21 protein-coding genes and 2 tRNA genes are annotated in these 20,008 nt (G+C 64.3%); 5 read left to right on the forward strand and 18 right to left on the reverse strand.

Features of this window, described 5'->3' with window-relative positions:
- Positions 1–26: 26 nt before the first annotated feature.
- From ACEN9P_RS22230 to ACEN9P_RS22270, 9 genes are all read right to left on the reverse strand, one after another.
- Positions 27–155 (reverse strand): hypothetical protein, encoded by a 129-nt coding sequence (locus ACEN9P_RS22230; protein ID WP_495620484.1) that lies wholly within the window; start codon positions 153–155, stop codon positions 27–29.
- A gap of 19 nt (positions 156–174) precedes the next feature.
- Positions 175–906, reverse strand: coding sequence for an ABC transporter ATP-binding protein (locus ACEN9P_RS22235; RefSeq protein WP_413330489.1), 732 nt, complete (start codon positions 904–906; stop codon positions 175–177).
- Complete coding sequence (locus ACEN9P_RS22240) at positions 906–1,655, reverse strand: ABC transporter ATP-binding protein (protein WP_413330488.1); 750 nt, start codon at positions 1,653–1,655, stop codon at positions 906–908. Before ACEN9P_RS22240 ends, ACEN9P_RS22235 begins: the two co-directional genes overlap by 1 nt.
- Positions 1,648–2,670, reverse strand: a complete 1,023-nt coding sequence (locus ACEN9P_RS22245; protein ID WP_495620485.1) for a branched-chain amino acid ABC transporter permease — start codon at positions 2,668–2,670, stop codon at positions 1,648–1,650. The genes ACEN9P_RS22240 and ACEN9P_RS22245 overlap by 8 nt, the downstream gene beginning before the upstream one ends.
- A complete protein-coding gene (locus tag ACEN9P_RS22250; protein WP_477661738.1) occupies positions 2,667–3,530 on the reverse strand; it encodes a branched-chain amino acid ABC transporter permease in 864 nt (287 codons plus the stop codon). The genes ACEN9P_RS22245 and ACEN9P_RS22250 overlap by 4 nt, the downstream gene beginning before the upstream one ends.
- 9 nt (positions 3,531–3,539) lie before the next feature.
- The gene (locus ACEN9P_RS22255) at positions 3,540–4,169 is read right to left on the reverse strand and encodes a LysE family translocator (protein ID WP_495620486.1); all 630 of its coding nucleotides are present in this window, start codon (positions 4,167–4,169) and stop codon (positions 3,540–3,542) included.
- Between the two features lie 193 nt (positions 4,170–4,362).
- On the reverse strand, positions 4,363–5,550 hold the full coding sequence (locus tag ACEN9P_RS22260; protein ID WP_495620487.1) for an ABC transporter substrate-binding protein: 1,188 nt from the start codon (positions 5,548–5,550) through the stop codon (positions 4,363–4,365).
- Between the two features lie 196 nt (positions 5,551–5,746).
- A complete protein-coding gene (locus ACEN9P_RS22265; protein WP_495620488.1) occupies positions 5,747–7,324 on the reverse strand; it encodes a benzoate-CoA ligase family protein in 1,578 nt (525 codons plus the stop codon).
- Between the two features lie 77 nt (positions 7,325–7,401).
- Complete coding sequence (locus ACEN9P_RS22270) at positions 7,402–7,893, reverse strand: flavodoxin domain-containing protein (protein ID WP_477661742.1); 492 nt, start codon at positions 7,891–7,893, stop codon at positions 7,402–7,404.
- A 137-nt stretch (positions 7,894–8,030) separates the two neighbouring features.
- Between ACEN9P_RS22270 and ACEN9P_RS22275 the strand changes: the two genes are divergently transcribed.
- From ACEN9P_RS22275 to boxB, 3 genes are read left to right on the forward strand one after another with little or no spacing between them, the layout of a single operon-like run.
- Positions 8,031–8,918 (forward strand): helix-turn-helix transcriptional regulator, encoded by an 888-nt coding sequence (locus ACEN9P_RS22275; protein WP_477661743.1) that lies wholly within the window; start codon positions 8,031–8,033, stop codon positions 8,916–8,918.
- Positions 8,919–8,958: 40 nt separating this feature from the next.
- Positions 8,959–10,650, forward strand: a complete 1,692-nt coding sequence (gene boxC, locus ACEN9P_RS22280) for a 2,3-epoxybenzoyl-CoA dihydrolase (protein WP_495622218.1) — start codon at positions 8,959–8,961, stop codon at positions 10,648–10,650.
- Positions 10,651–10,659: 9 nt separating this feature from the next.
- Positions 10,660–12,084, forward strand: a complete 1,425-nt coding sequence (boxB, locus tag ACEN9P_RS22285) for a benzoyl-CoA 2,3-epoxidase subunit BoxB (RefSeq protein WP_477661744.1) — start codon at positions 10,660–10,662, stop codon at positions 12,082–12,084.
- A 14-nt stretch (positions 12,085–12,098) separates the two neighbouring features.
- On the opposite strand, the gene ACEN9P_RS22290 is transcribed toward boxB, so the two are convergent.
- Genes ACEN9P_RS22290 through ACEN9P_RS22305 form a run of 4 tightly spaced genes read right to left on the reverse strand, consistent with a single transcriptional unit; the run spans position 12,099 to position 15,039 of the window.
- On the reverse strand, positions 12,099–12,578 hold the full coding sequence (locus ACEN9P_RS22290) for a DUF4188 domain-containing protein (protein ID WP_495620489.1): 480 nt from the start codon (positions 12,576–12,578) through the stop codon (positions 12,099–12,101).
- Between the two features lie 46 nt (positions 12,579–12,624).
- Complete coding sequence (locus ACEN9P_RS22295; RefSeq protein ID WP_495620490.1) at positions 12,625–13,011, reverse strand: DUF488 domain-containing protein; 387 nt, start codon at positions 13,009–13,011, stop codon at positions 12,625–12,627.
- A gap of 52 nt (positions 13,012–13,063) precedes the next feature.
- Positions 13,064–14,539, reverse strand: coding sequence for a TRAP transporter large permease subunit (locus tag ACEN9P_RS22300; RefSeq protein WP_495620491.1), 1,476 nt, complete (start codon positions 14,537–14,539; stop codon positions 13,064–13,066).
- Positions 14,536–15,039, reverse strand: a complete 504-nt coding sequence (locus ACEN9P_RS22305) for a C4-dicarboxylate ABC transporter substrate-binding protein (RefSeq protein ID WP_477661749.1) — start codon at positions 15,037–15,039, stop codon at positions 14,536–14,538. Before ACEN9P_RS22305 ends, ACEN9P_RS22300 begins: the two co-directional genes overlap by 4 nt.
- A gap of 155 nt (positions 15,040–15,194) precedes the next feature.
- Between ACEN9P_RS22305 and ACEN9P_RS22310 the strand changes: the two genes are divergently transcribed.
- A tRNA-Pro gene (locus ACEN9P_RS22310) sits at positions 15,195–15,271 on the forward strand.
- Positions 15,272–15,368: 97 nt separating this feature from the next.
- On the opposite strand, the gene ACEN9P_RS22315 is transcribed toward ACEN9P_RS22310, so the two are convergent.
- The 3 genes from ACEN9P_RS22315 to ACEN9P_RS22325 all read right to left on the reverse strand — a co-directional run bounded on the left by ACEN9P_RS22315 (position 15,369) and on the right by ACEN9P_RS22325 (position 16,831).
- On the reverse strand, positions 15,369–15,809 hold the full coding sequence (locus ACEN9P_RS22315; protein WP_413330475.1) for a response regulator: 441 nt from the start codon (positions 15,807–15,809) through the stop codon (positions 15,369–15,371).
- Between the two features lie 131 nt (positions 15,810–15,940).
- A tRNA-Arg gene (locus ACEN9P_RS22320) sits at positions 15,941–16,017 on the reverse strand.
- A 109-nt stretch (positions 16,018–16,126) separates the two neighbouring features.
- Positions 16,127–16,831, reverse strand: coding sequence for a glutathione binding-like protein (locus tag ACEN9P_RS22325; protein WP_495620492.1), 705 nt, complete (start codon positions 16,829–16,831; stop codon positions 16,127–16,129).
- A gap of 56 nt (positions 16,832–16,887) precedes the next feature.
- Here ACEN9P_RS22325 and ACEN9P_RS22330 point away from each other — a divergent pair, with 56 nt between their 5' ends.
- On the forward strand, positions 16,888–17,574 hold the full coding sequence (locus ACEN9P_RS22330) for a hypothetical protein (RefSeq protein WP_074574159.1): 687 nt from the start codon (positions 16,888–16,890) through the stop codon (positions 17,572–17,574).
- 4 nt (positions 17,575–17,578) lie between these two features.
- Here the strand turns inward: ACEN9P_RS22330 and ACEN9P_RS22335 are convergent, their stop codons facing one another.
- Both ACEN9P_RS22335 and ACEN9P_RS22340 read right to left on the reverse strand, forming a co-directional pair.
- The gene (locus ACEN9P_RS22335) at positions 17,579–18,838 is read right to left on the reverse strand and encodes an acyl-CoA dehydrogenase family protein (RefSeq protein ID WP_495620493.1); all 1,260 of its coding nucleotides are present in this window, start codon (positions 18,836–18,838) and stop codon (positions 17,579–17,581) included.
- A 59-nt stretch (positions 18,839–18,897) separates the two neighbouring features.
- Positions 18,898–19,989 (reverse strand): phosphotransferase, encoded by a 1,092-nt coding sequence (locus ACEN9P_RS22340; protein WP_495620494.1) that lies wholly within the window; start codon positions 19,987–19,989, stop codon positions 18,898–18,900.
- Positions 19,990–20,008 lie beyond the last annotated feature (19 nt).

Below are 20,008 nucleotides of genomic sequence, written 5' to 3' on the forward strand. Positions count from 1 at the left end.
GCCGCGCTCCCTGACGAGCTGTAGGTTCAGGCCGGCGCCGCGTCGCGCTCGCGCATCTGTGCCTTGAGCTTGTCGACTTTGCCGACCAGCAGCGGCCCCCGGGGCCGGATGGAAGAGCGCCTGGGAATCCTGTTGTTGGCCAAAGTTTCAGTCATACCGTAGATGACTTCCGATTCATACGCCCAGGTATTGCGCCAGCAGCTCAGGCTTGGCATGCAGCTCGGCCGAGCTGCCTTCAAACACCACCTGGCCCTTGACCAGGATCACGTTGCGGTCGGTGATCTGGGTGACGTGCTTCCAGTTCTTGTCGACGATCACGCTGCTGATTCCGGTCTCGCGGATCAGGCCGCAGATGCGCCAGATGTCGCGCGCGATCAGCGGCGCCAGGCCTTCGGTGGCTTCGTCCAGGATCAGCACGTCCGGGTTGGTCATGAGCGCCCGGCCTATGGTCAGCATCTGCTGTTCGCCCCCCGAGAGCTGCTGGCCGCCATGGCCCAGGCGTTCCTTCAGGCGTGGAAAGGTCTCGAGCACACGCTCGTAGGTCCAGTCGCGCTGGCCCTGGGTGCCGGGGCGTGCCGCCATCTTGAGGTTCTCGACCACGCTGAGGTTGCCGAAAATGCCGCGGCCCTCGGGCACATAGGCGATGCCCAGGCGGGCGATTTCGTAGGGTGGGGCGCCCGTCATGGGCCGGCCGTTGATTGCGACCGTGCCTGAGCGCGGCTTGACCAGGCCCATGATGCTTTTGAGCAAGGTGCTCTTGCCCATGCCGTTGCGGCCCATCAGGCCGATCGTTTCGCCGCGCGCGACGTGGAAGTCAATGCCGCGCAGCACGTGGCTGGCGCCGTAATAGGTGTTGATGTCCTGGGCGCCGATCAGGATGTCTATCTGTTTCTCGGGGGCGTTCATCAATGCTCCTCGCCAAGGTAGGCCGCCTGCACGCCGGCATCGGCGCGGATTTGCGCCGGCGTGCCGCTGGCGATCACCTGGCCGTTGACCATCACGGTGAGCTTGTCGGCCAGGGTAAAGACCGCGTCCATGTCGTGCTCGACCAGCAGGATGCCGTGGTTTTTCTTGATGGCCAGCAGCAGGGCGACCATGCGTTCGGCCTCGGCCACACCCATGCCGGCCAGAGGTTCGTCGAGCAGCAGCACCTGTGGCTCGGTGGCCAGGGTCATGGCGATCTCAAGCTGGCGCTGCTCGCCGTGGCTGATGGTGCCGGCAATGCTGTGCTTGCGGTGTTGCAGGCCGGCCAGCTCCAGCGCTTCTTCCGCGCGGGCATTGACCGCCGCGAAGCCGGTGGCGCGCTGCAGCCAGCGCGCGGCATTCGGCGCGCGCGACTGAGAGGCCAGCCGCACGTTTTCCCAGACGCTGAAGGGCAAAAAGATATTGGTCTTCTGGTAGCTGCGGCCCAGGCCCTTGCCCGAGATTTTCTCGGGCGTCCAGCCGGTCACGTCCTGGCTGCCCAGGGTGACGCTGCCCGATGTGGGCGGCAGGTCGCCCGAGAGCAGGTTCGTCAAGGTGGACTTGCCCGCGCCGTTGGGGCCGATCACCGCATGGATGTGGTTGCGCCAGAGGCTGATGGAGACGTCATTGACCGCGGCCAGCCCGCCGAAGCGCTTTGTCAAATTCTTCGCAGAGAGCAGCACTTCACTCATGGCCGGCCTCCGACTTGGATTTGCGCTGAGTGAATTTTTCGACCAGGCCCAGGATGCCGCGCGGCGCGAAGACCACCAGCAGCACGATGAACAGGCCCATCCAGAGCTGCCAGTGCTTGCCGAGGTTCACGCTTCCGATGGTCGGGAGATCCTTGAACACATGCAGCAGGTATTCAAACGCGAAGGCGCCGACGATGGCACCGGCGAAATTGCCCATGCCGCCGAGGATGACCATCATGATGGCGTGCGCGCTCATGTGAAAACCCATGAGCTCGGGGTTGATGTAGCCGGTCTGCGTGCCCCACAGGTAGCCGGCCAGGCCCGCGAGCGCGCCGGCCAGCGTGAAGGCCGAGAGCTTGTAGCCGAAGGTGCCGAAGCCCATGGCGCGCATGCGGTGTTCGTTGACGCGTATGCCGGCCAGCGTGCGGCCGAAGGGGCTCCAGAGCAGGCGGCGCAAAAAGGCGTACACCAGCAGCATGGCGCCCAGCGTGAAGTAGTACAGCGTGAGCTTGCTGTCCAGGTCGAAGGGCGTCCAGCCGAAGACGGCCGCGCTGGGCTTGAAGTTGATGTAGAGCCCGTCGGAGCCGCCCAGGGCCTTGTTGTCGAAGAAGAGGTAGAACACCATCTGCGCAAAAGCCATGGTGACCATGATGAAATAGATGCCGTGCGTGCGCACCACAAAAAAGCCGATGATGAGCGCGGCCAGGCCCGAGGCCAGCACGGCCACCGGCAGCGTCCACCACAGGCTCACGGGTGCGCCCGCGGGCGTCAGAAAGGCCAGCGCGTAGCCGGCCAGGCCGAAGTAGGCCGCATGGCCCAGCGACACCAGGCCGCTCACGCCCTGCAGCAAATCAAGGCTCATCGCAAAGATGGCCATGATCATCATGCGCGTGACCATCTGGGTGTAGAAGTCGGTGCCGACAAAAGGGAAGGCGGCCAGCGCGACCAGCCCCAGGCCCAGCGCCACCTGCACGCCGCGTGGCAGGATTTCGAGGTTTGCTTTTGCTGAGCTCATTGTTTAAACAGTCCTTCTGGCTTCCACAAAAGGACAGCAGCCATCAACATATAAACCAGCATGCCCGCCATGGAAGGCAGCAGCACCTTGCCAAAGGTGTCGACCAGGCCCACCAGCAGGGCCGAGATCAGCGCGCCGCGCACCGAGCCTATGCCGCCTATCACGACCACCACAAAACACATGATCAGCACCTGGGAGCCCATATTGGGATAGACGCTGGCGACAGGCGCGGCGATCATGCCGGCCACTGCCGCCAGCCCCACGCCCAGCGCGAACACCACGGCATGGATCAGCTTGATGTTGATGCCCAGCGATTCGGCCATGTCGCGGTTGAAGGCGCCGGCGCGGATTTTCATGCCCAGCCGGGTCTTGGAAATCATGAAATACAGGCCCAGGGCCAGCGCGATGCAGACGCCCGACATGAAGAGCCGGTAGACCGGGTAGGAGAGGTTCTCGGTGAGCGGCACCGAGGCGCTGAGTACGTCGGGAATCGTGACGCCGTGCACGTCGTCGCCCCAGAGGATGGAGCGCACTTCCTCAAAGATGTAGATCAAGCCGAAGGTCAGCAGCACCTGGTCCAGGTGGTCGCGCTTGTAGAAGTGGCGAAACAGCAGCCACTCCAGCGCCAGGCCGAAGGCGACCGAGAGCACCGCGCCCATCATGATGGCCAGCGTGAGGCTGCCCGTCAGCGTGCTGAGCGACCAGGCCAGGTAGGCGCCCAGCATGTAAAAACTGCCGTGGGCCAGGTTGACCACGCCCATGATGCCGAAGATCAGCGTGAGGCCGGCGGCCAGCATGAACAGCAGCAGGCCGTACTGGACGCTGTTGAGCAGCTGGATAAGGAAGTTGGCTAAATCCATAAATCAGGTTTATGTGTGGCGACGCGTGAACAACAAGAGGCTGCCCATCAGGGTGAAGAGGCCGCCCGATACCCGGTTGAACCAGCGCACGGCGCGGCTGGAGCGCAGCAGCGGCGCGATGCGCGAGACGCCCAGCGCGCAGCAGGTCAGCACCGTGAACTCGAAGGCCATAAAGGTCAGGGCCAGGATGGCGAACTGCGGCACAAAAGGCGCGGCCGGGTTCAGGAACTGCGGGAAGAAGGCCGCGAAGAACAGCACGGCCTTGGGGTTGCTGGCGCCGACCAGGAAGCCGCGCAGGAAAAACGAGCGGCGCTGCGGGGGGCTGTCGTCTTTGGCCGCGCCGTCGAACACGGCCGCCTCGCTGCGAAAGGTCTTGATGCCCAGCCAGATCAGGTAGGCCGCGCCGATGAGTTTGGCGACCGTGAAGGCGGCTTCAGACGCAGCCAGCAGCGCGCCCAGGCCCATGGCCGACAGCAGCATGACGCACAGCACTGCGGCCACGCTTCCGGCCACCGAAGTCATGGCCTTGCGCGGGCCATGGTTGAGCGCATTCGTCATGCACATCAGCATGGTCGGGCCTGGCGTGAGGATCAGCAGCGCGACGGCTGCGACATAGAGGAGGTAGGTGGTGAGCGTCATGGGCTTGAAGATAGCATTGCCAGAAGCCAGCCAGCAGGGTCCGTGCCAGCTATTTTAAAAAACGGGACGGAGCAGAAGCCCTGATCCTTCCCTGCCAGCAGGGGCCGCGGAACCGGCTTTGCCGGGCCGCAGGCACAGCGGCCCCCTCGGGGGGAAGGGAGCTACACGCAGTGAGCGACCGTGGGGGCCACATTCAACCCATCTTGCAGCCGGCGCCGGAGTCTGCGAGCGCCTTGGCCGCCACGCCGATCACCTTGTTTTCCTTGTTCTCGACCACACGCAGGTACATGTCCTGCACCGGGTTGTGCGAAGGGCTCATGGTCCATTTGCCGCGCGGGCTGTCGATGACGGCGCCTTCCAGGGCCTTGTAGAGGGCCGGCTTGGCGCTCAGGTCGCCCTTGACGGCGTTGGCTCCCTGGATCAGCAGCAGGCCGGTGTCGTAGCCCTGGACGGCGTAGACGTCGGGCTGCATCTTGAATGTCTTGGCGTAGCTCAGGCGGAACTGGCCGTTGCGCTGGGTCGGCAGCGAGTCGCTGTAGTGCATGGTCGTGATGATGCCGTTGGCCGCGGGGCCGGCGGCGTCGAGCACGCCTTCGGTCAGAAAGCCGGAACCGTACAGCGGAATCTTTTCCTTCAGGCCCGCGGCGGCGTAGTCCTTGATGAACTTGGCGGCACCGCCGCCGGCGAAGAAGCAGGCCACGGCGTCAGGCTTGAGCGCGGCGATTTCGGTCAGCAAGGCCTGGAATTCGACTTGCGGGAAGGGCAGGCCCAGTTCCTTGACGATGGTGCCGCCCGCGGCGGTGTAGCTTTCCTTGAAGCCTTCAAATGCCTCGTCGCCGGCCGCGTATTTCCAGGTGATCCAGACGGCCTTTTTGTGGCCGCGGTCCACCATGGCCTTGCCCAGGGCGCGTGTCGGCTGCGAGTTGGTGAAGGAAGTGCGAAACACATTGGGCGCGCACAGGCTGCGCGTGGCGGCATGCACGCCGGCATTGGGGATCAGGCTCAGCACGCCGCTGTCGCGCGCGACCTTCTGGATGCCCATCTGCACGCCCGAGTGCACCGTGCCGACCAGCACGTCGACCTTGTCGCGCTGCACCAGCTTGTTGGCGTTTTCAATGCCCTTGGACGGCTCGGACTCGTCGTCCACCTTGAAGAATTCGATCTCGCGGCCGCCCAGCTTGCCGCCTTGTTCGTTGATCGCCATGCGAAAGCCGTTTTCGATGGCCACGCCGAGCTGCGCGAAGGTGCCGGTATAGGGCAGCATGAAGCCCACACGCACCTTGCCGGACTGCGCGCGCACGATTTCGGGGAGCAAAAGACCGGTGGAGGCCGCCCCTATCATGGCGGCGCTGCGGGTCAGTACAAGTCGGCGTGAAGTCATGGAATAGCTCCTGGTTGAGGCTGAAAACTGTTAGACGAATAGTAAGCGTGCGTTGTGTGGCCGGCCCTAGTGTAAAACCCGAGATTGAGGATTAAATTGTTTACATCTAAAGCAATGACTGTGCCTGGTTTGGGCCGGTTTGCACTTTTTTTCGGTGCTCTGTGCCGCACGCCGGGCTCTTTTTGCGCGAGGCGATTCAGTGCGGCTGGCGCAGCTTGAAGCGCTGGATCTTGCCGGTGGCCGTCTTGGGCAGTTCGCTGACGAACTCTATCCAGCGCGGGTATTTGTAGGGCGCGAGCTGCTGCTTCACATGGGCCTTGAGCTCATCCATGGTGGCGCTCTGGCCGGCCTTGAACACCACATAGGCCTTGGGCTTGACGAGCTCGTCGGCGTCGGCCACGCCTATCACCGCCACCTCCAGCACGGCGGGATGCGTCATCAGGCAGGCCTCGACCTCGAAGGGCGAAACATAGATGCCGCCGACCTTGAGCATGTCGTCGCTGCGCCCGCCGTAGGTGTAGAAGCCGTCGGCGTCGCGTGTGTACTTGTCGCCGCTCTTGGTCCATTCGCCGGCGAAGGTGGCTTTGGTCTTGGCGCGGTTGTTCCAGTACATGATGGCGGCGCTGGGGCCGCTGATCTGCAGCTCGCCGATCTCGCCGTCGGCGCACTCGCGGCCGTCGTCGCCCATGATGCGCAGGGCATAGCCCGGGACCGCCTGGCCGGTGGTGCCGTAGCGCACCTGGCCGGGCCGGTTGGACAAAAAGATGTGCAGCATCTCGGTGGAGCCTATGCCGTCCAGGATTTCGCAGCCGTACTGCGCCGTCCATTTTTTCCCGATCTCGGCGGGCAGGGCTTCGCCCGCGCTGGTGCATACGCGCAGGCTCAGTTCGGACTTCACCGGCCGCGCCGGGTCGGCCAGCAGGGCGGCATACAGCGTGGGCACGCCGTAGAAAATCGTCGGCCGGTATTTTTTGAGCAAGGCAAAGACATCGGCCGGCGTCGGGCGTGCCGGTAGCAGCACGGTGGTGGCGCCCACGCTCATGGGAAAGGTCAGCGCATTGCCCAGGCCGTAGGCAAAAAACAGTTTGGCGGCGGAATACACCACGTCGGATTCGCGTATGCCCAGCACACCGCGGCCGTAAAGCTCGGCCGTCTGGATCAAATGGCTGTGCAGGTGCACCGTGCCCTTGGGCGTGCCGGTGGAGCCGCTGGAATACAGCCAGAAACAGGCGTCGTCGGCGCAGGTGGCGGTGACGGTGGGCGTGGCCGGCGCCGCGCGCAGCAGGCCGGCCAGGCTGGCGTGCGGCGCGCAGTCGTCGACGCCGGCGACAACCACTGTTTTCAGCGTGTCGATTTTTCCGAGCAGCGGCTCGAAGGCCGGCAGCAGGGCGTGCGAGACGATCAGGCCCCGGGCGCGCGAGTCGCGCAGCATGAACTCGAAGTCCTGCGTGGTCAGCAAGGTGTTGGCCGCGATGGGCAGCACGCCCGCGAGTATGCAGCCGAGGAAGGCGACCGGCCACTGCGGCGTGTCCAGCATGGCCAGCAGCACCCGGCTTTCGGGCGTGAAGCCCTGGGCGCGCAGGGCATTGGCAAAACGGTGGGATTGTTCGGCAAGTTCGCCGTAGCTCAGTTGCTCGCCGCTCAGCGCGTCCATAAAAGCCACTTTGCCGGGGCGCGTGGCGTTGCGCGCCAGCAGGTCGTGCGCCGCGTTGTAGTCGCGCGGGATGCTCACCCGGGGCGGGCTTGCCGAATGGTCTGCGCTGCTTGTTTGCATGCTTGTCTCCAGATTGCTGTTATTTTGGTAGCTGCTTGCGCACGCTGATCAAGCGCTACGGGGTCTTCTTTTGTACGTCAGGCGGTGGCGGGGCTGGCCCCCAATGTCTGCAGGGCGCCGGTGAGCCACTGGCGGCACCACTCGGTGCCTTCGGTTTCCGGCATGGTGCCGCTGCTCGCGTCATGGCACCAGATATCGCCTATGCGCTGCGCGCCCAGGTCCTGCAGGCGCTCGTCGAACTTTTTGCCGCCGAAGCAAAAGGTCTGCATATAAGTACGGTCGCCCAGCGCAATCACGCCGTAGCGCACATGGCCGAGGAATTGCGGGTTGCTGCCCAGTGATTCATAGAGGGCGCGCGCATTGTCGGGCACGTCGCCCGAGCCATAGGTGGAGCTGCAGATGAGATAAAGTGCATCTTCGGCCTTGGCCGCATCGAAGACGCTGATGTCCAGATTGTCCATCAGCTCGACCTCAATATCACTCACCAAATCCGCGCAATCCATCTGGATCGCTTGTGCGACATAGTCAGCGGTGCTGGTCATGGTGCCTACAAGGATTTTGAGTTTCATCAAAAAGTCTCCAGAAAAAAGATGCAATAAACTGCTTTACATCAAGTTAAAGTGAAGTATACTGCAATTAATGTGGGGCGCAACGGTAAAAGTTGCATAAAGACCTAATTTTTTCAAACGGGTGTCTCTTGGAAATCATGTCTGAACAGGAATCGAAAGCCACGCTCAGCGAACTGGGCGCCCGCGTTCGCGCCTGGCGTGCCCGCCGCGGCATGACGCGCAAGCAACTGGCTTCGGATTCGGGCCTGAGCGAGCGCTTTCTGGCTGACGTGGAAACCGGCAAGGGCAATGTCTCCATCAATTCACTCGAAGCGGCGGCCCGCGCGCTCAACATCTCCATCCTGGAACTGCTGCAGGACGCCCCGCGCCCGGCGCTGGCCCGTGTGCAGGGCCTCTTGACACGGCTCGACGATGCCCAGCTGGACCAGGCCTACAGCCTGTTGGGCAGTACCTTTGGCCTCAGCGATTCGCTGGGCCGTGAGCGGCGCGTGGCGCTGATAGGCTTGCGCGGCGCCGGCAAATCCACGCTGGGCAGCCAGCTGGCGGCCGAGCGCGGCGTGCCTTTTATCGAGCTGGACCGGGAAATCGAACGCGAGGCCGGCACCAGCATGAACGAAATCCTGCTGCTGCACGGGCAGGCCGGCTACCGGCGTTATGAGCGGCGCGCGTTGTTCCGCATCGCCGAGGACCACCCCGAAGGCGTGGTCATGACCACGGGCGGCAGCATCGTCAGCGAGCGCGAAACCTTCGACCTGCTGCAAAGCCGCTTTTATTGTGTCTGGCTCAAGGCCAGCCCCGAAGAGCACATGGCCCGCGTGGTGGCCCAGGGCGATATGCGGCCTTTTGACACGACCCGCGGCGCGACCGACGAGGCGATGGAAGACATACGCCGCATCCTCTCCAGCCGCGAAGCCCTCTATGCCCGCGCCGACGCCGTGGTTGATACCGCCGCGCGCACACTGAAACAAAGCCTCAAAGACCTGGAACGCGCCGTTCCCAAAACACCTGTTCGCGACCAGCAGTAAAGCAGTAACAGACCTAACTGGAGACAACCCCATGAACGCCATGACAGAGCCGCTTTTATTCAAACAGGTCATTGCCGGCCAGGAGCGCGAGCTCGTGAGCTTTTCCACCCACCCGGGCAAATACCAGCACTGGACGTTGAGCGTGGAGGGCGACGTTGCACGCCTGAAGCTCGACATCAATGAAGACGGCGGCATCAAGCCCGGCTACAAGCTCAAGCTCAACAGCTACGACCTCGGCGTGGACATCGAGCTGCACGACGCCATCAACCGCGTGCGCTTCGAGCACCCGGCTGTCAAGGTGCTGGTGTTCGAGTCGGGCAAGGAAAAGATCTGGTGCTCGGGCGCCAATATCTACATGCTGGGCCTTTCGACGCACGGCTGGAAGGTCAACTTCTGCAAGTTCACCAATGAAACCCGCAACGGCCTGGAAGACTCCTCTCGCCATGACGGCCTCAAGGCGATTGCCGCGGTAACCGGCGCCTGCGCCGGCGGCGGCTACGAGCTGGCCCTGGCCTGCGACCGCATCATCATGGTGGATGACCGTTCCTCCACTGTCAGCCTGCCGGAAGTGCCCTTGCTGGGCGTGCTGCCCGGCACCGGCGGCCTGACCCGCGTGACCGACAAGCGCAAGGTGCGCCGCGACCTGGCCGACATTTTCTGCACGACCTCCGAGGGCGTGCGCGCCGACCGCGCCAAGGACTGGAAGCTGATCGACGCCCACGCCAAGCCGCAGCAGTTCGGCGAACTGCTGGCCGCTGAAATCCAGGCGCTGCGCGCGCAGTCTGCGCGGGCCGGCGCCAAGGGCATAGAACTGACACCGCTCAAGGCGCTGATCGACGACAGCGGCTACCACTACAGTGTGGTCGATGCGCAGGTGGACCGCGAAAAGCGCATTGCCACACTGACGGTGAAGGCACCCGCAAGCCCCATTGAGTCCACGCCCGAAGCGATTGAAGCGGCCGGCGCCGGCTGGTACCCGCTCAAGCTGCAGCGCGAGCTTGACGACGCCATCCTGAACCTGCGCACCAATGAACTCGAAGTCGGCACCTGGGTCATCAAGACCGCCGGCGATGCCGGCCAGGTCATCCGCATGGATGAAGTGCTGGCCAAACTGAAGGACCACTGGCTGGTGAAAGAAACCACGGGCGCGCTGCGCCGCACGCTGGCGCGGCTGGACGTCACCAGCCGTTCGCTGATTGCGCTGGCCGATGCGGGTTCGTGTTTTGCCGGTACTTTTTATGAGCTGGCCCTGGCCTGCGACCGCATCTACATGCTCGATTTGCCCGACGCACCCGACAGCGCACCGGCGCTGCAACTGAGCCCGGCCAACTTTGGCTGGTTCCCGGCCGTCAACGGCCTGACGCGTTTGCAGACACGCTTTTGCGAAGACGAGGCCACGATTTCCCAGCTGCAAAAACTCGGCGACAGCCCGCTGCGCGCCGACCAGGCGCTGGCGCTGGGCCTGGTGACCCTGACGCCCGACGACATCGACTGGGAAGACGAGATCCGCATCATGCTGGAAGAGCGTGCTTCGCTCTCGCCCGACGCCATGACCGGCATGGAAGCCTCGCTGCGCTTCCCGGGCAAGGAAACCATGGAGACGCGCGTGTTTGGTCGCCTCTCGGCCTGGCAGAACTGGATCTTCATTCGGCCGAATGCGGTGGGTGAGGACGGTGCGCTGAAATTGTTCGGGACTGGCAAGAAGGCCAAGTTCGACTGGAAACGGATTTAAGGAAACATCATGAGCACCATAGACCTCCAAGCTCTGATCCCCAACAACGTCCATCTGGGCGAAAACCGCCAGCTCCAGCGCGCGCTGGAGCATTGGCAGCCGGCTTTCCTGAACTGGTGGGATGAGATGGGCCCCAGCGACTTCAAGGCCAAGGAAGTTTATTTGCGCACCGCCGTGGGTGTGGACGCTTCGGGCTGGGCCAGCTACGGCTACACGCCCATGCCTGACTACCGCTGGGGCATCTTCCTGGCTGACAAGGAAGAGGGCCGCAAGATCGGTTTTGGCGACCACATGGGCGAAGACGTCTGGCAGGACGTGCCCGGCGAATACCGCTCCACCTTCCGCCGCCTCATCGTGACCCAGGGCGACACCGAGCCGGCTTCGGTCGAGCAGCAGCGCCTGCTGGGCCACACCGCGCCTTCGCTGTACGACCTGCGCAACCTGTTCCAGGTCAATGTGGAAGAGGGCCGGCATCTCTGGGCCATGGTGTATTTGCTGCACGCGCATTTCGGCCGCGATGGCCGCGAGGAAGCCGAGGAACTGTTGATGCGCCACAGCGGCGACGCCGACAAGCCGCGCATCCTGGGCACCTTTAACGAGCCCATGGACAACTGGCTGAGCTTCTTCATGTTCACCTATTTCACCGACCGCGACGGCAAGTTCCAGCTCAAGTCATTTGCCGAGTCCGCCTTCGACCCGCTGGCCCGCACCACGCGCTTCATGCTGACCGAAGAGGCCCACCACATGTTTGTCGGCGAGACCGGCGTGGGCCGCGTCATCAAGCGCACGCTGGAAGTGATGAAGGAACTGGACACCGACGACGTCGCCACGCTGCGCAAGGCCGGCGTGATCGACCTGCCCACCATCCAGAAGTTCATGAATTTCTGGTTCACCTCCTCGCTGGACCTGTTCGGCTCGGAAGCCTCGTCGAACGCCGCCAACTACTTCAGCAACGGCATCAAGGGCCGGCCCGACGAAGCCAAGTTCGCCGACCACCTGGAGCTGGAAACCGAGATGAGCATCGTGGTGCCTGACGGGCAGGGCGGCCTCAAGAATGAGACCATCTCGACCCGCAACGGCATGAACGAAATCACGCGCCTTGAATACGTCAAGGACTGCAATGTCGGCGTGACGCGCTGGAACATGGGCATCAAGCGCGCCGGCGTGGACTTTGAACTGACCCTGCCTTCGACGCGCTTTCGCCGCGAGGTCGGCGCCTGGGCCGGCAATTTCACCGACCCGCTGGGCAAGCCGATCAGCGCCGCCGATTTTGAAGCCAGGAAAGACCAGTGGCTGCCCACGGCGGCCGACACGGCTTTTGTCAAAAGCCTGATGAACCGCGTGACCGAGCCCGGCAAGATGGCCGCCTGGATCGCGCCGCCGGATCGCGGCATCAATGCCAACCCGCTGGAGTACGAGTACGTGAAGTTGTGAGCGGCTGGGCGGGTTCAGGGCCGGGCTTTATGGGCTTGAAGCCTGCCCGCGGCTGATTGCCTGCCGCCTGCTGCCGCTTGCAGGATGCCGGCTCTTCCGAGCCCGAATGCCGGCATGTTGACATAGACGTTTTCGTAGCTGCCTGCCGAGGCCGCATAGGTTTCGTGCCAGATGCCCACCGAGCCATCTGTGCCCACCGCTTTGTTGAACGCTTGCCAGGCGGGCAGGTGCTGGGCCTGGCGGTCCTTTGCGTAGGCCTGTAGCCGCTCCATCGAGCGCCAATACTGCACCAGGATGATGGTCCTGGAGAACCACATCTCCGCATGCAGCAAACCCAGTTCGGGCTGTTGGCGCAACTCCTTGATCATGCGTGGCATGGCCCCCGCGACAGGGAGCCACTTGTGCAGCTTCAGCGGCTGGTTGATGCGCATGCCGATGAGGAACACCACAAAGTCGCCTTCGACGGTGGCGGTGAGTCGTTCACGACGGATCATGGTTTCCTTTATTGAGTGTCAAAGGCCTCAAAGGCCGTTTTCCCCTTCAGGCAATGCTTGCGCCTCTTTCCTGGAGCAATCCACGCAGCAGCGAGCGGTGGCAGCGCGCCTCGTTCTCGCAGTAGCAGCCCACCGCGAAGCTGGCCTGGTGCGACAGCGCCGCCAGCAGGTCCAGGTTGCGGCTGGCATCGGGCTCGTTCATCTCGGCCCGGTATTTTTTGCTGAAGGCGGCCCAGTCCTTGTCGGACTCCACGCTCTGGCCCAGCTTCATGGTCTCCACGCTGGGCGCGAGATTGGGGTACCAGACGTCGTACCAATCCTGCGAGGCGAATTCGGCCTTGGGCACGCCGCGCGGCGGCCTGCGCACCGTGCCTATGCGCAATCCCTCGTTGGCGCTGCGGGCTGTGCCCAGCCTGACGATCTTCACGGCCATGGCGGTCTCCTTTTTAGCGACGGGTATTCAGAGGACCCTATTTTGAAGCGACTCAGGGTGCGGCCGGGGCGGTGGCCGCGCCTGGCTCCAGGGGTTCGGCGCCCGACATCTCCCGCATCTGGCGGGCAATTTCATCATCGGCCATGGGCGCCTGCGCGGAGGCCGCGGGGGAGGGCGCATCCAGCCAGTGCACGGTGGCTGGAAACGCGAATACCGCCGCCGTGAGTGCAATCTGGACCAGCAGCATGGGCCACAGCGCACCCAGCAGGCGCCGGCTTGAAATGGCCGGCAGGCCCGAGCGGGAGCGAGCCATCAGCACCGCGTAACCCATGGGCGGGATCAGGAAACTCAGCTGCAGCACCAGGAGCAGCAGCACCGCCGCCTGCTGGGCGTCGCCCAGGCGCGCGATGAGCGCGGGCGCGACGATGGGGACGATGACAAAAATCATCTCGAAGGCATCCAGCACCCAGGCGCACAGGGCCACCAGCAGCAGCACCAGCGCCGCCGTCACGCCCGGCGGCAGTGTGGAGCCCAGCAGCAGGCCGTTAAGCCAGCGGTCGGTGCCGAATATGCGAAACACCAGGCTGAAGGTGGTGGCGCCGACCAGCAGCGCGAACAGCGCGCCGCTGAGCTTGAGCGTGTCGGCCAGTACCAGCCGCCAGCCGGAGGCCGACAGCGAGCGGCCCATGAGGGCCGAGGCGACCAGCAGCATCGCGCCGGTGGCCGCCGCCTCTACCGCGTAGAGCTTTCCGGTAAAGACGCCGGCCAGCAGCACAAGGATGGTGCCGCCCGCGGCCAGGGCGATGGCTGTCTGTGACCGGCTGGCGGGAGCTTGTGGCGGCGTTTCCTTGAGCTTGCGTGCCTGGCGCCAGGCCACCAGGGCCCAGAGCGCCAGCACGCACAGGGCGGGCAGCAGCGCGGCATGCATCACGTCCTGGGTGTTGATGATGCGCTGGCCGGCCTGCAGGTAACCGGGCAGCCGGCTGGCTTCCAGGTGAGCCAGCATCATGGCGTCGCCCAGCAGCAGCAGCACCAGCGAAGGCGGCACCACCACGCCTATGGTGGCGGCCACGCTGATGATGGAGACGGCCCGGGCGGTGTCCAGGTGCGCCATGCGCGGGGCCACCAGGCGCGAAAGCAGGGCCGAACTGGAGGCGACCGAGCCGTTCATGGGGGCGATGAGGGCGCCCACGCCCAGGGCCGAGAGCGCATGCGCGCCGGCCAGCGGGCGGAACAGCCGCAACAGCGCGGAAAAGAGGGAATCGGCCACCGTCAGGCGCTGCAGCAGCACGCCCATAAAGACATACAGCGGCATGGCCTGCAGCAAATCGTTTTCCAGCAGGCCCAGTGTGCGCACAGGCAGAGCCTGCAGGATTTGCAGGTCGAAGGCGCCCGCCGCCAGGCCCAGCACCGCGAACAGGCTGGACACGCCTATCAGCAAGGCCCAGACCGGCAGGCCGGTGGCGAGAATCAGCGCGCCCAGCGCCAGCAGCATCCACACGCCTGCGAGGGGGCCGGCGAGGCTCATGGCGAGCCCGGCGCGCGGCCGTGCGGCAGCAGTTCCAGCAGGCCTTCGGCCAGCACCAGCAGAAGCATCAGCACCATGGCGAGCTTGATCACAAAATAACCCGGCGTGAGCGTTTCACCAAACCGTTCAAAAGAAGCCACCGAGGCCGCCACCAGCGGCCAGCCGGCCCAGAGCATGAACAGCGCCCAGGGCGTGACGCAGGCGAGCAATGCCCAGGCATGCCAGCGCGGGCGGGATGCGCCGCTCGGATGCGGCTGCAGGGAGGCCAGGTGGGCGTGGCTTCTGGAGGCTGCGGTCACGGCCACCGCCACATACAGCGCGAACAGCACCTGCGCCGCGTCGTTGGCCTGGCGCGAGTAGGCTTGCACGAGTTCACGCAGCGGCCATTGGGCCAGCAGCAGCGCCGCCAGCGGCAGCACCAGCAGACCGAGCACCGCGGTCATGCGGGTCAGGCCTTTGTCCACCCCGGACACGGCCCTGGCGATGGCCTCCATCCTCATGCGGCCCCAGGCTTGCCGCGGCAAACCTTTACGTCAGGCCGGTGCGGACCAGGCTGGGCAGCGCGGCGAAGTTTCATGGTGCGATCCAGTGAATGGAAAAAATGAGGACGGCCGCGGGAAAGTGTAGCGGGTTCGGGCTATAATATTTGACTAGTCGGAGTGTGGCGCAGTCTGGTAGCGCACCTGGTTTGGGACCAGGGGGTCCAAGGTTCGAATCCTTGTACTCCGACCATCATTTCCCCGCAAAAAGCCCACGCCAGTGGGCTTTTTCATGTCCGCCTGGTTTATCTCAAAAGCAGGCCCGGGCCTTGGGTCCCGGGGGGCGCACCTCAGGATTTGAGCGGCCCGAAGTTGGACGTGCGCCAGTATTCGCGCACCTGTTCCAGCTTTTCCTGGAAATCCCGAAAATGCAGCGGCTTGCGCACATAGCTGGCGAGGCCGCCCTGGATTTCCTTCACGATCGGGGAGTATTTGGGCTCGGAGGTCAGGATGACGACGGGCACAAAAAAGGTGCGAGGGTCGCCGCGCATGCGCTGCATGACTTGCGCGCCGCTGAGCCCGGGCAAATTCAGGTCCAACATGACCAGCTCGGGCGGCTGGTCGGACGGCCGGCCGCTGTAGGCACCTTCGCAGAAAAGGTAGTCCAGGGCTTCCTTGCCGTCGCGGGCGACGATGATTTCATGGTCGGCGCCGTTTTCCTGCAGCGTCACCACCGTCAACTCGACGTGAGCGGGGTTATCCTCCACCAGCAGCATGGTTGGTCTGGGCATGTTTGCTCGCCTCCTTGGTTTTGACGGCCTTCGGGCTCGCGGCCGTAACCCCGAATATATACCTCCAGCCTTGGTCGGCGGTGTCAGCGAAGTTTGCGGATAGCGGGTGAGCGCGCGGCTGGCGCCATGTCTGGCCTGCCCGGAGGGGATCGAACCCCCGACCCTCAGCTTAGAAGGCTGATGCTCTATCCAACTGAGCTACGGGCAGTCTGTGTGTGCAAGCCGGGGCAAGGCCGCGCAGCGGCGGCCGCCGTTTCCAGCTCGTCGCGAATCATACCTTCAATCGCCGGCCGCCGGCCCGGCCGGCGGGCCCCGACTCAGCGCTTTTCGTACTGCGTTTTGCCGAACAGCACTTCCCGCGCCTTGTCGTCGGTGATGGGCTTGCGCAGCTCGGCCAGCACCTTGACGCCGCGCTGCACGGCGGGACGCTCGCTGACCAGGTCGAACCATTTTTTGAGGTGCGGGTAGTCGGCCCAGTCTATGCCGTGATTTTCCCAGTTGCGCAGCCAGGGGAAGATGGCGACGTCGGCAATGCTGTATTCGTCGCAGGCGATGAAGCCGTGGGTGGACAGCTGCTTGTCCATCACGCCGTAAAGGCGCTTTGTTTCATTGGTGTAGCGCTTGATCGCGTAGTCAATTTTTTCGGGCGCATACTGACGGAAATGGTGGGTCTGTCCGATCATGGGTCCGACACCGCCCATCTGGAACATCAGCCACTGCAGCACCTGGAACTTCAGGCGGTCGGTTTTCGGCAGCAGCTTGCCGGTCTTGGCGGCCAGGTAAAGGAGGATGGCGCCGGATTCGAAGACGGAGATGGGCTGACCGTCGGGGCCCACCGGGTCGACCAAGGCCGGGATCTTGTTGTTTGGGCTGATGGCCAGGAATTCGGGCTTGAACTGGTCGCCGGTGCCGATGTTGACCGGAATGGCCTGCCAGTCACGGCCCAGGACCAAGCCACACTCTTCCAGCATGATGTGGACTTTATGGCCGTTGGGTGTGGGCCATGAGTAAACATTGATCATCGGGGTGTCCTTGACTACTATGATGGTCGCTGCACTTTAAGAGAAAAGCGAAAACCATGTTCGAGCGGCTGAAGAAAGTCTTTGTTGCGGGTAAGGCGGATGCCGGCGATGCGGCCACGTCGGATGAAGCCGTGTCCGAATGGGCCGGGACCCGCGGCTTTTCTTTCACCGGCATGGGGCAGGGCAAGGGTTTTGCGCTCAAGGGCAATGTGGGCGGCAAGCCATGGAAGATGGAGCGCGGCCGCCCATCGCGCGACTACATCCGCGGCGAGGAACTGCGCGCCCGGGGCGAGATCAAGGTCAACGACGACGTCACCGTGCTGGTCATGAACCGGGCCCTGAAGGACGCGCTGGAAAAAAAGGCCTACCAGGCCTATACCGACACCCTGCAGACCACCGCCGACCCCAACATGCCGGAAGAGGTGCGCTGGCTGGCTATGTACCCCGAAGTCGGCTGGGAAAGCCTGCCCAAGCCTTTCTGGGAACGCTACGCGGTGATGGCCGACCACCGCTCCAATGCGATGGCCTGGCTGGACCCGCAGCTGGTCGAGCTGATGATGTCCTGGCCCGAGCCGGCACCCGACCCGCAGGTACCCTTTATCCTGATGGTGCTGCGCGGCAAGGCCTATCTGCGCATGCAGTACACCCCGGCCGACATGCCCACGCTGGAGCACGCGGCCCTGATTTTCACCACGGCCTGCGAGTCGGCAATCGCCGGCCTGTCCAACGACCTGACCTTGTGAGGCTTCAGCCGCCGCGCGTGATCGGCATTTCCACTTCGCCGGGCATCAAAAGATGCTTGGCCAGTTCCAGCTTGGCCAGCGAGGCGCGGTGCACCTCGTCCGGGCCGTCGGCCAGGCGCAGGGTGCGCTGGCTGGCATAGGCATAAGCCAGCGGGAAGTCGTCCGACACACCGCCGCCGCCGTGGGCCTGTATGGCCCAGTCGATGATCTGGCAGGCCATATTGGGCGCCACCACCTTGATCATCGCGATCTCGGCCTTGGCGACCTTGTTGCCCACGGTGTCCATCATGTAGGCGGCCTTGAGCGTCAGCAGGCGGGCCTGCTCAATCATGCAGCGCGCCTCGGCAATGCGCTCGTGCCAGACCGACTGACTGGCAATCGGCTTGCCGAAGGCGACGCGGCTGTTCAGGCGCTTGCACATCAGTTCCAGCGCGCGCTCGGCGATGCCTATGCTGCGCATGCAGTGGTGTATGCGCCCGGGGCCCAGGCGGCCCTGGGCGATTTCAAAACCGCGGCCTTCGCCCAGCAGCAGGTTGGCGGCGGGCACGCGCACATTCGTCAGGCGCACCTCCATATGGCCGTGGGGTGCGTCGTCGTAGCCGAACACCGACAGCGGACGGATCACCGTGATGCCGGGCGCGTTGGCCGGCACCAGGATCATCGATTGCTGCTCGTGGCGACCGGCGTCGGGGTTGGTCTTGCCCATGACGATGTAGACGGCGCAGCGCGGGTCGCCCGCGCCGGAGGACCACCACTTGAGGCCGTTGAGCACGTAGTGGTCGCCGTCGCGTTCAATGCGGCACTGGATGTTGGTCGCGTCGGAGGAGGCGACCTCAGGCTCGGTCATCAGGAAGGCCGAGCGGATCTCGCCCTTGAGCAGCGGGTCCAGCCACTGGTCCTTGTTGGCCTCGGAGCCGTAGCGGGCGATGGTTTCCATGTTGCCGGTGTCGGGCGCCGAGCAGTTGAAGACCTCGGCCGCAAAAGGCACGCGGCCCATGATTTCGCACAGCGGCGCGTACTCGAGGTTGGACAGGCCTTCAGGGGCGCGCGGCGAGTGCGGCAAAAACAGGTTCCACAGGCCGGCCGCGCGGGCCTTGGGCTTGAGTTCTTCGACCAGCTTTGTCGGCACCCAGGCATTGCCCTTGGCGCGGTTCTCGGCGATCTCGCGGAAGAAGCGCGCCTCGTTCGGGTAGATGTGCTCGTCCATGAACTTGAGCAGGCGCGCCCGCAGTTCCTGTACCTTGGGGGTGTAGTTGAAGTCCATGAAATCTCCAGAAGGGGTGTGGGGCGGTGTTGTTGTAAAGGGGAGGGCTGAGGCTGTTGTCAGCCCTGGCTCTTGAGGGCAAAGCCCCAGGCCATCTTGGCCAGCAGCGGCGCGCCGGCGGCCGAACTGACGGCCTGGGCGCTGGAGGCGGTCCCGGTTTCGACCCGCTTGGCAATGCCCTGCAGGATGGCCGCGATGCGAAACAGGTTGTAGGCCATGTAGAAATTCCAGTCGGCCTTGAGCGCTTCGGGCGTGGCCAGGCCGGTGCGCTCGCAGTAGCGGCGTATGTACTCGGATTCGGTGGGGATGCCCAGGCTTTCGACATCCAGCCCGCCTATGCCGCGAAAGGCCCCGGGCGGGATGTGCCAAGCCATGCAGTGGTAGCTGAAGTCGGCCAGCGGATGGCCCAGGGTGGACAGTTCCCAGTCGAGCACGGCCAGCACGCGCGGCTCGGTGGCGTGGAACAGCAGGTTGTCGAGCCGGAAGTCGCCGTGCACGATGGAGACCAGGCTTTCATCGCGCGCACTGGCCGGGATGTTGGCCGGCAGCCATTGCATCAGGCTGTCCATTTCGGCGATGGGCTGGGTGATGGAGGCTGCGTACTGCTTGCTCCAGCGGCCTATCTGGCGCTCGAAGTAGTTGCCGGGCTTGCCGTAGTCGGCCAGGCCCCGCTCGGCGAACCTCACCTTGTGCAGCGCGGCGACCACGCGGTTCATCTCGTCGTAGATCTCGCCGCGCTGGGTTTTGTCCATGCCGGGCAGGGACTGGTCCCAGAGCACACGGCCTTCGACGAACTCCATCACGTAGAAGGCGCGGCCAATCACGGACTCGTCTTCGCAGAGGCAATACATCTTCGGCACCGGCACATCGGTGCCCTGCAGGCCTTGCATGACCTTGAATTCGCGCTCCACCGCATGGGCCGAAGGCAGCAACTTGGCCACCGGCCCGGGTTTGGCGCGCATCACGTAAGACGCGCCTGGCGTGAGCAGCTTGTAAGTCGGGTTGGACTGGCCGCCCTTGAAGATTTCCGCCGTCAGCGGGCCCTTGAAGCCGGGCAGGTGGCTGCTGAGGTAAGCGGTGAGCGCGTCGAGGTCAAACGCATGGGCGCCGGACACGGCTCGGGTGCCGACAAAGTGGTCGAAGTTGCTCATGCTCAAAGGGCTTGCCCCT

Source organism: Polaromonas sp. Polasp52, from assembly GCF_059491565.1.

Coding starts and splice junctions, on each gene's coding strand:
- ACEN9P_RS22230 (WP_495620484.1), bottom strand. CDS start 155: ATGACTGAAACTTTGGCCAACAACAGGATTCCCAGGCGCTCTTCCATC.
- ACEN9P_RS22235 (WP_413330489.1), bottom strand. CDS start 906: ATGAACGCCCCCGAGAAACAGATAGACATCCTGATCGGCGCCCAGGAC.
- ACEN9P_RS22240 (WP_413330488.1), bottom strand. CDS start 1,655: ATGAGTGAAGTGCTGCTCTCTGCGAAGAATTTGACAAAGCGCTTCGGC.
- ACEN9P_RS22245 (WP_495620485.1), bottom strand. CDS start 2,670: ATGAGCTCAGCAAAAGCAAACCTCGAAATCCTGCCACGCGGCGTGCAG.
- ACEN9P_RS22250 (WP_477661738.1), bottom strand. CDS start 3,530: ATGGATTTAGCCAACTTCCTTATCCAGCTGCTCAACAGCGTCCAGTAC.
- ACEN9P_RS22255 (WP_495620486.1), bottom strand. CDS start 4,169: ATGACGCTCACCACCTACCTCCTCTATGTCGCAGCCGTCGCGCTGCTG.
- ACEN9P_RS22260 (WP_495620487.1), bottom strand. CDS start 5,550: ATGACTTCACGCCGACTTGTACTGACCCGCAGCGCCGCCATGATAGGG.
- ACEN9P_RS22265 (WP_495620488.1), bottom strand. CDS start 7,324: ATGCAAACAAGCAGCGCAGACCATTCGGCAAGCCCGCCCCGGGTGAGC.
- ACEN9P_RS22270 (WP_477661742.1), bottom strand. CDS start 7,893: ATGAAACTCAAAATCCTTGTAGGCACCATGACCAGCACCGCTGACTAT.
- ACEN9P_RS22275 (WP_477661743.1), top strand. CDS start 8,031: ATGTCTGAACAGGAATCGAAAGCCACGCTCAGCGAACTGGGCGCCCGC.
- boxC (WP_495622218.1), top strand. CDS start 8,959: ATGACAGAGCCGCTTTTATTCAAACAGGTCATTGCCGGCCAGGAGCGC.
- boxB (WP_477661744.1), top strand. CDS start 10,660: ATGAGCACCATAGACCTCCAAGCTCTGATCCCCAACAACGTCCATCTG.
- ACEN9P_RS22290 (WP_495620489.1), bottom strand. CDS start 12,578: ATGATCCGTCGTGAACGACTCACCGCCACCGTCGAAGGCGACTTTGTG.
- ACEN9P_RS22295 (WP_495620490.1), bottom strand. CDS start 13,011: ATGGCCGTGAAGATCGTCAGGCTGGGCACAGCCCGCAGCGCCAACGAG.
- ACEN9P_RS22300 (WP_495620491.1), bottom strand. CDS start 14,539: ATGAGCCTCGCCGGCCCCCTCGCAGGCGTGTGGATGCTGCTGGCGCTG.
- ACEN9P_RS22305 (WP_477661749.1), bottom strand. CDS start 15,039: ATGAGGATGGAGGCCATCGCCAGGGCCGTGTCCGGGGTGGACAAAGGC.
- ACEN9P_RS22315 (WP_413330475.1), bottom strand. CDS start 15,809: ATGCCCAGACCAACCATGCTGCTGGTGGAGGATAACCCCGCTCACGTC.
- ACEN9P_RS22325 (WP_495620492.1), bottom strand. CDS start 16,831: ATGATCAATGTTTACTCATGGCCCACACCCAACGGCCATAAAGTCCAC.
- ACEN9P_RS22330 (WP_074574159.1), top strand. CDS start 16,888: ATGTTCGAGCGGCTGAAGAAAGTCTTTGTTGCGGGTAAGGCGGATGCC.
- ACEN9P_RS22335 (WP_495620493.1), bottom strand. CDS start 18,838: ATGGACTTCAACTACACCCCCAAGGTACAGGAACTGCGGGCGCGCCTG.
- ACEN9P_RS22340 (WP_495620494.1), bottom strand. CDS start 19,989: ATGAGCAACTTCGACCACTTTGTCGGCACCCGAGCCGTGTCCGGCGCC.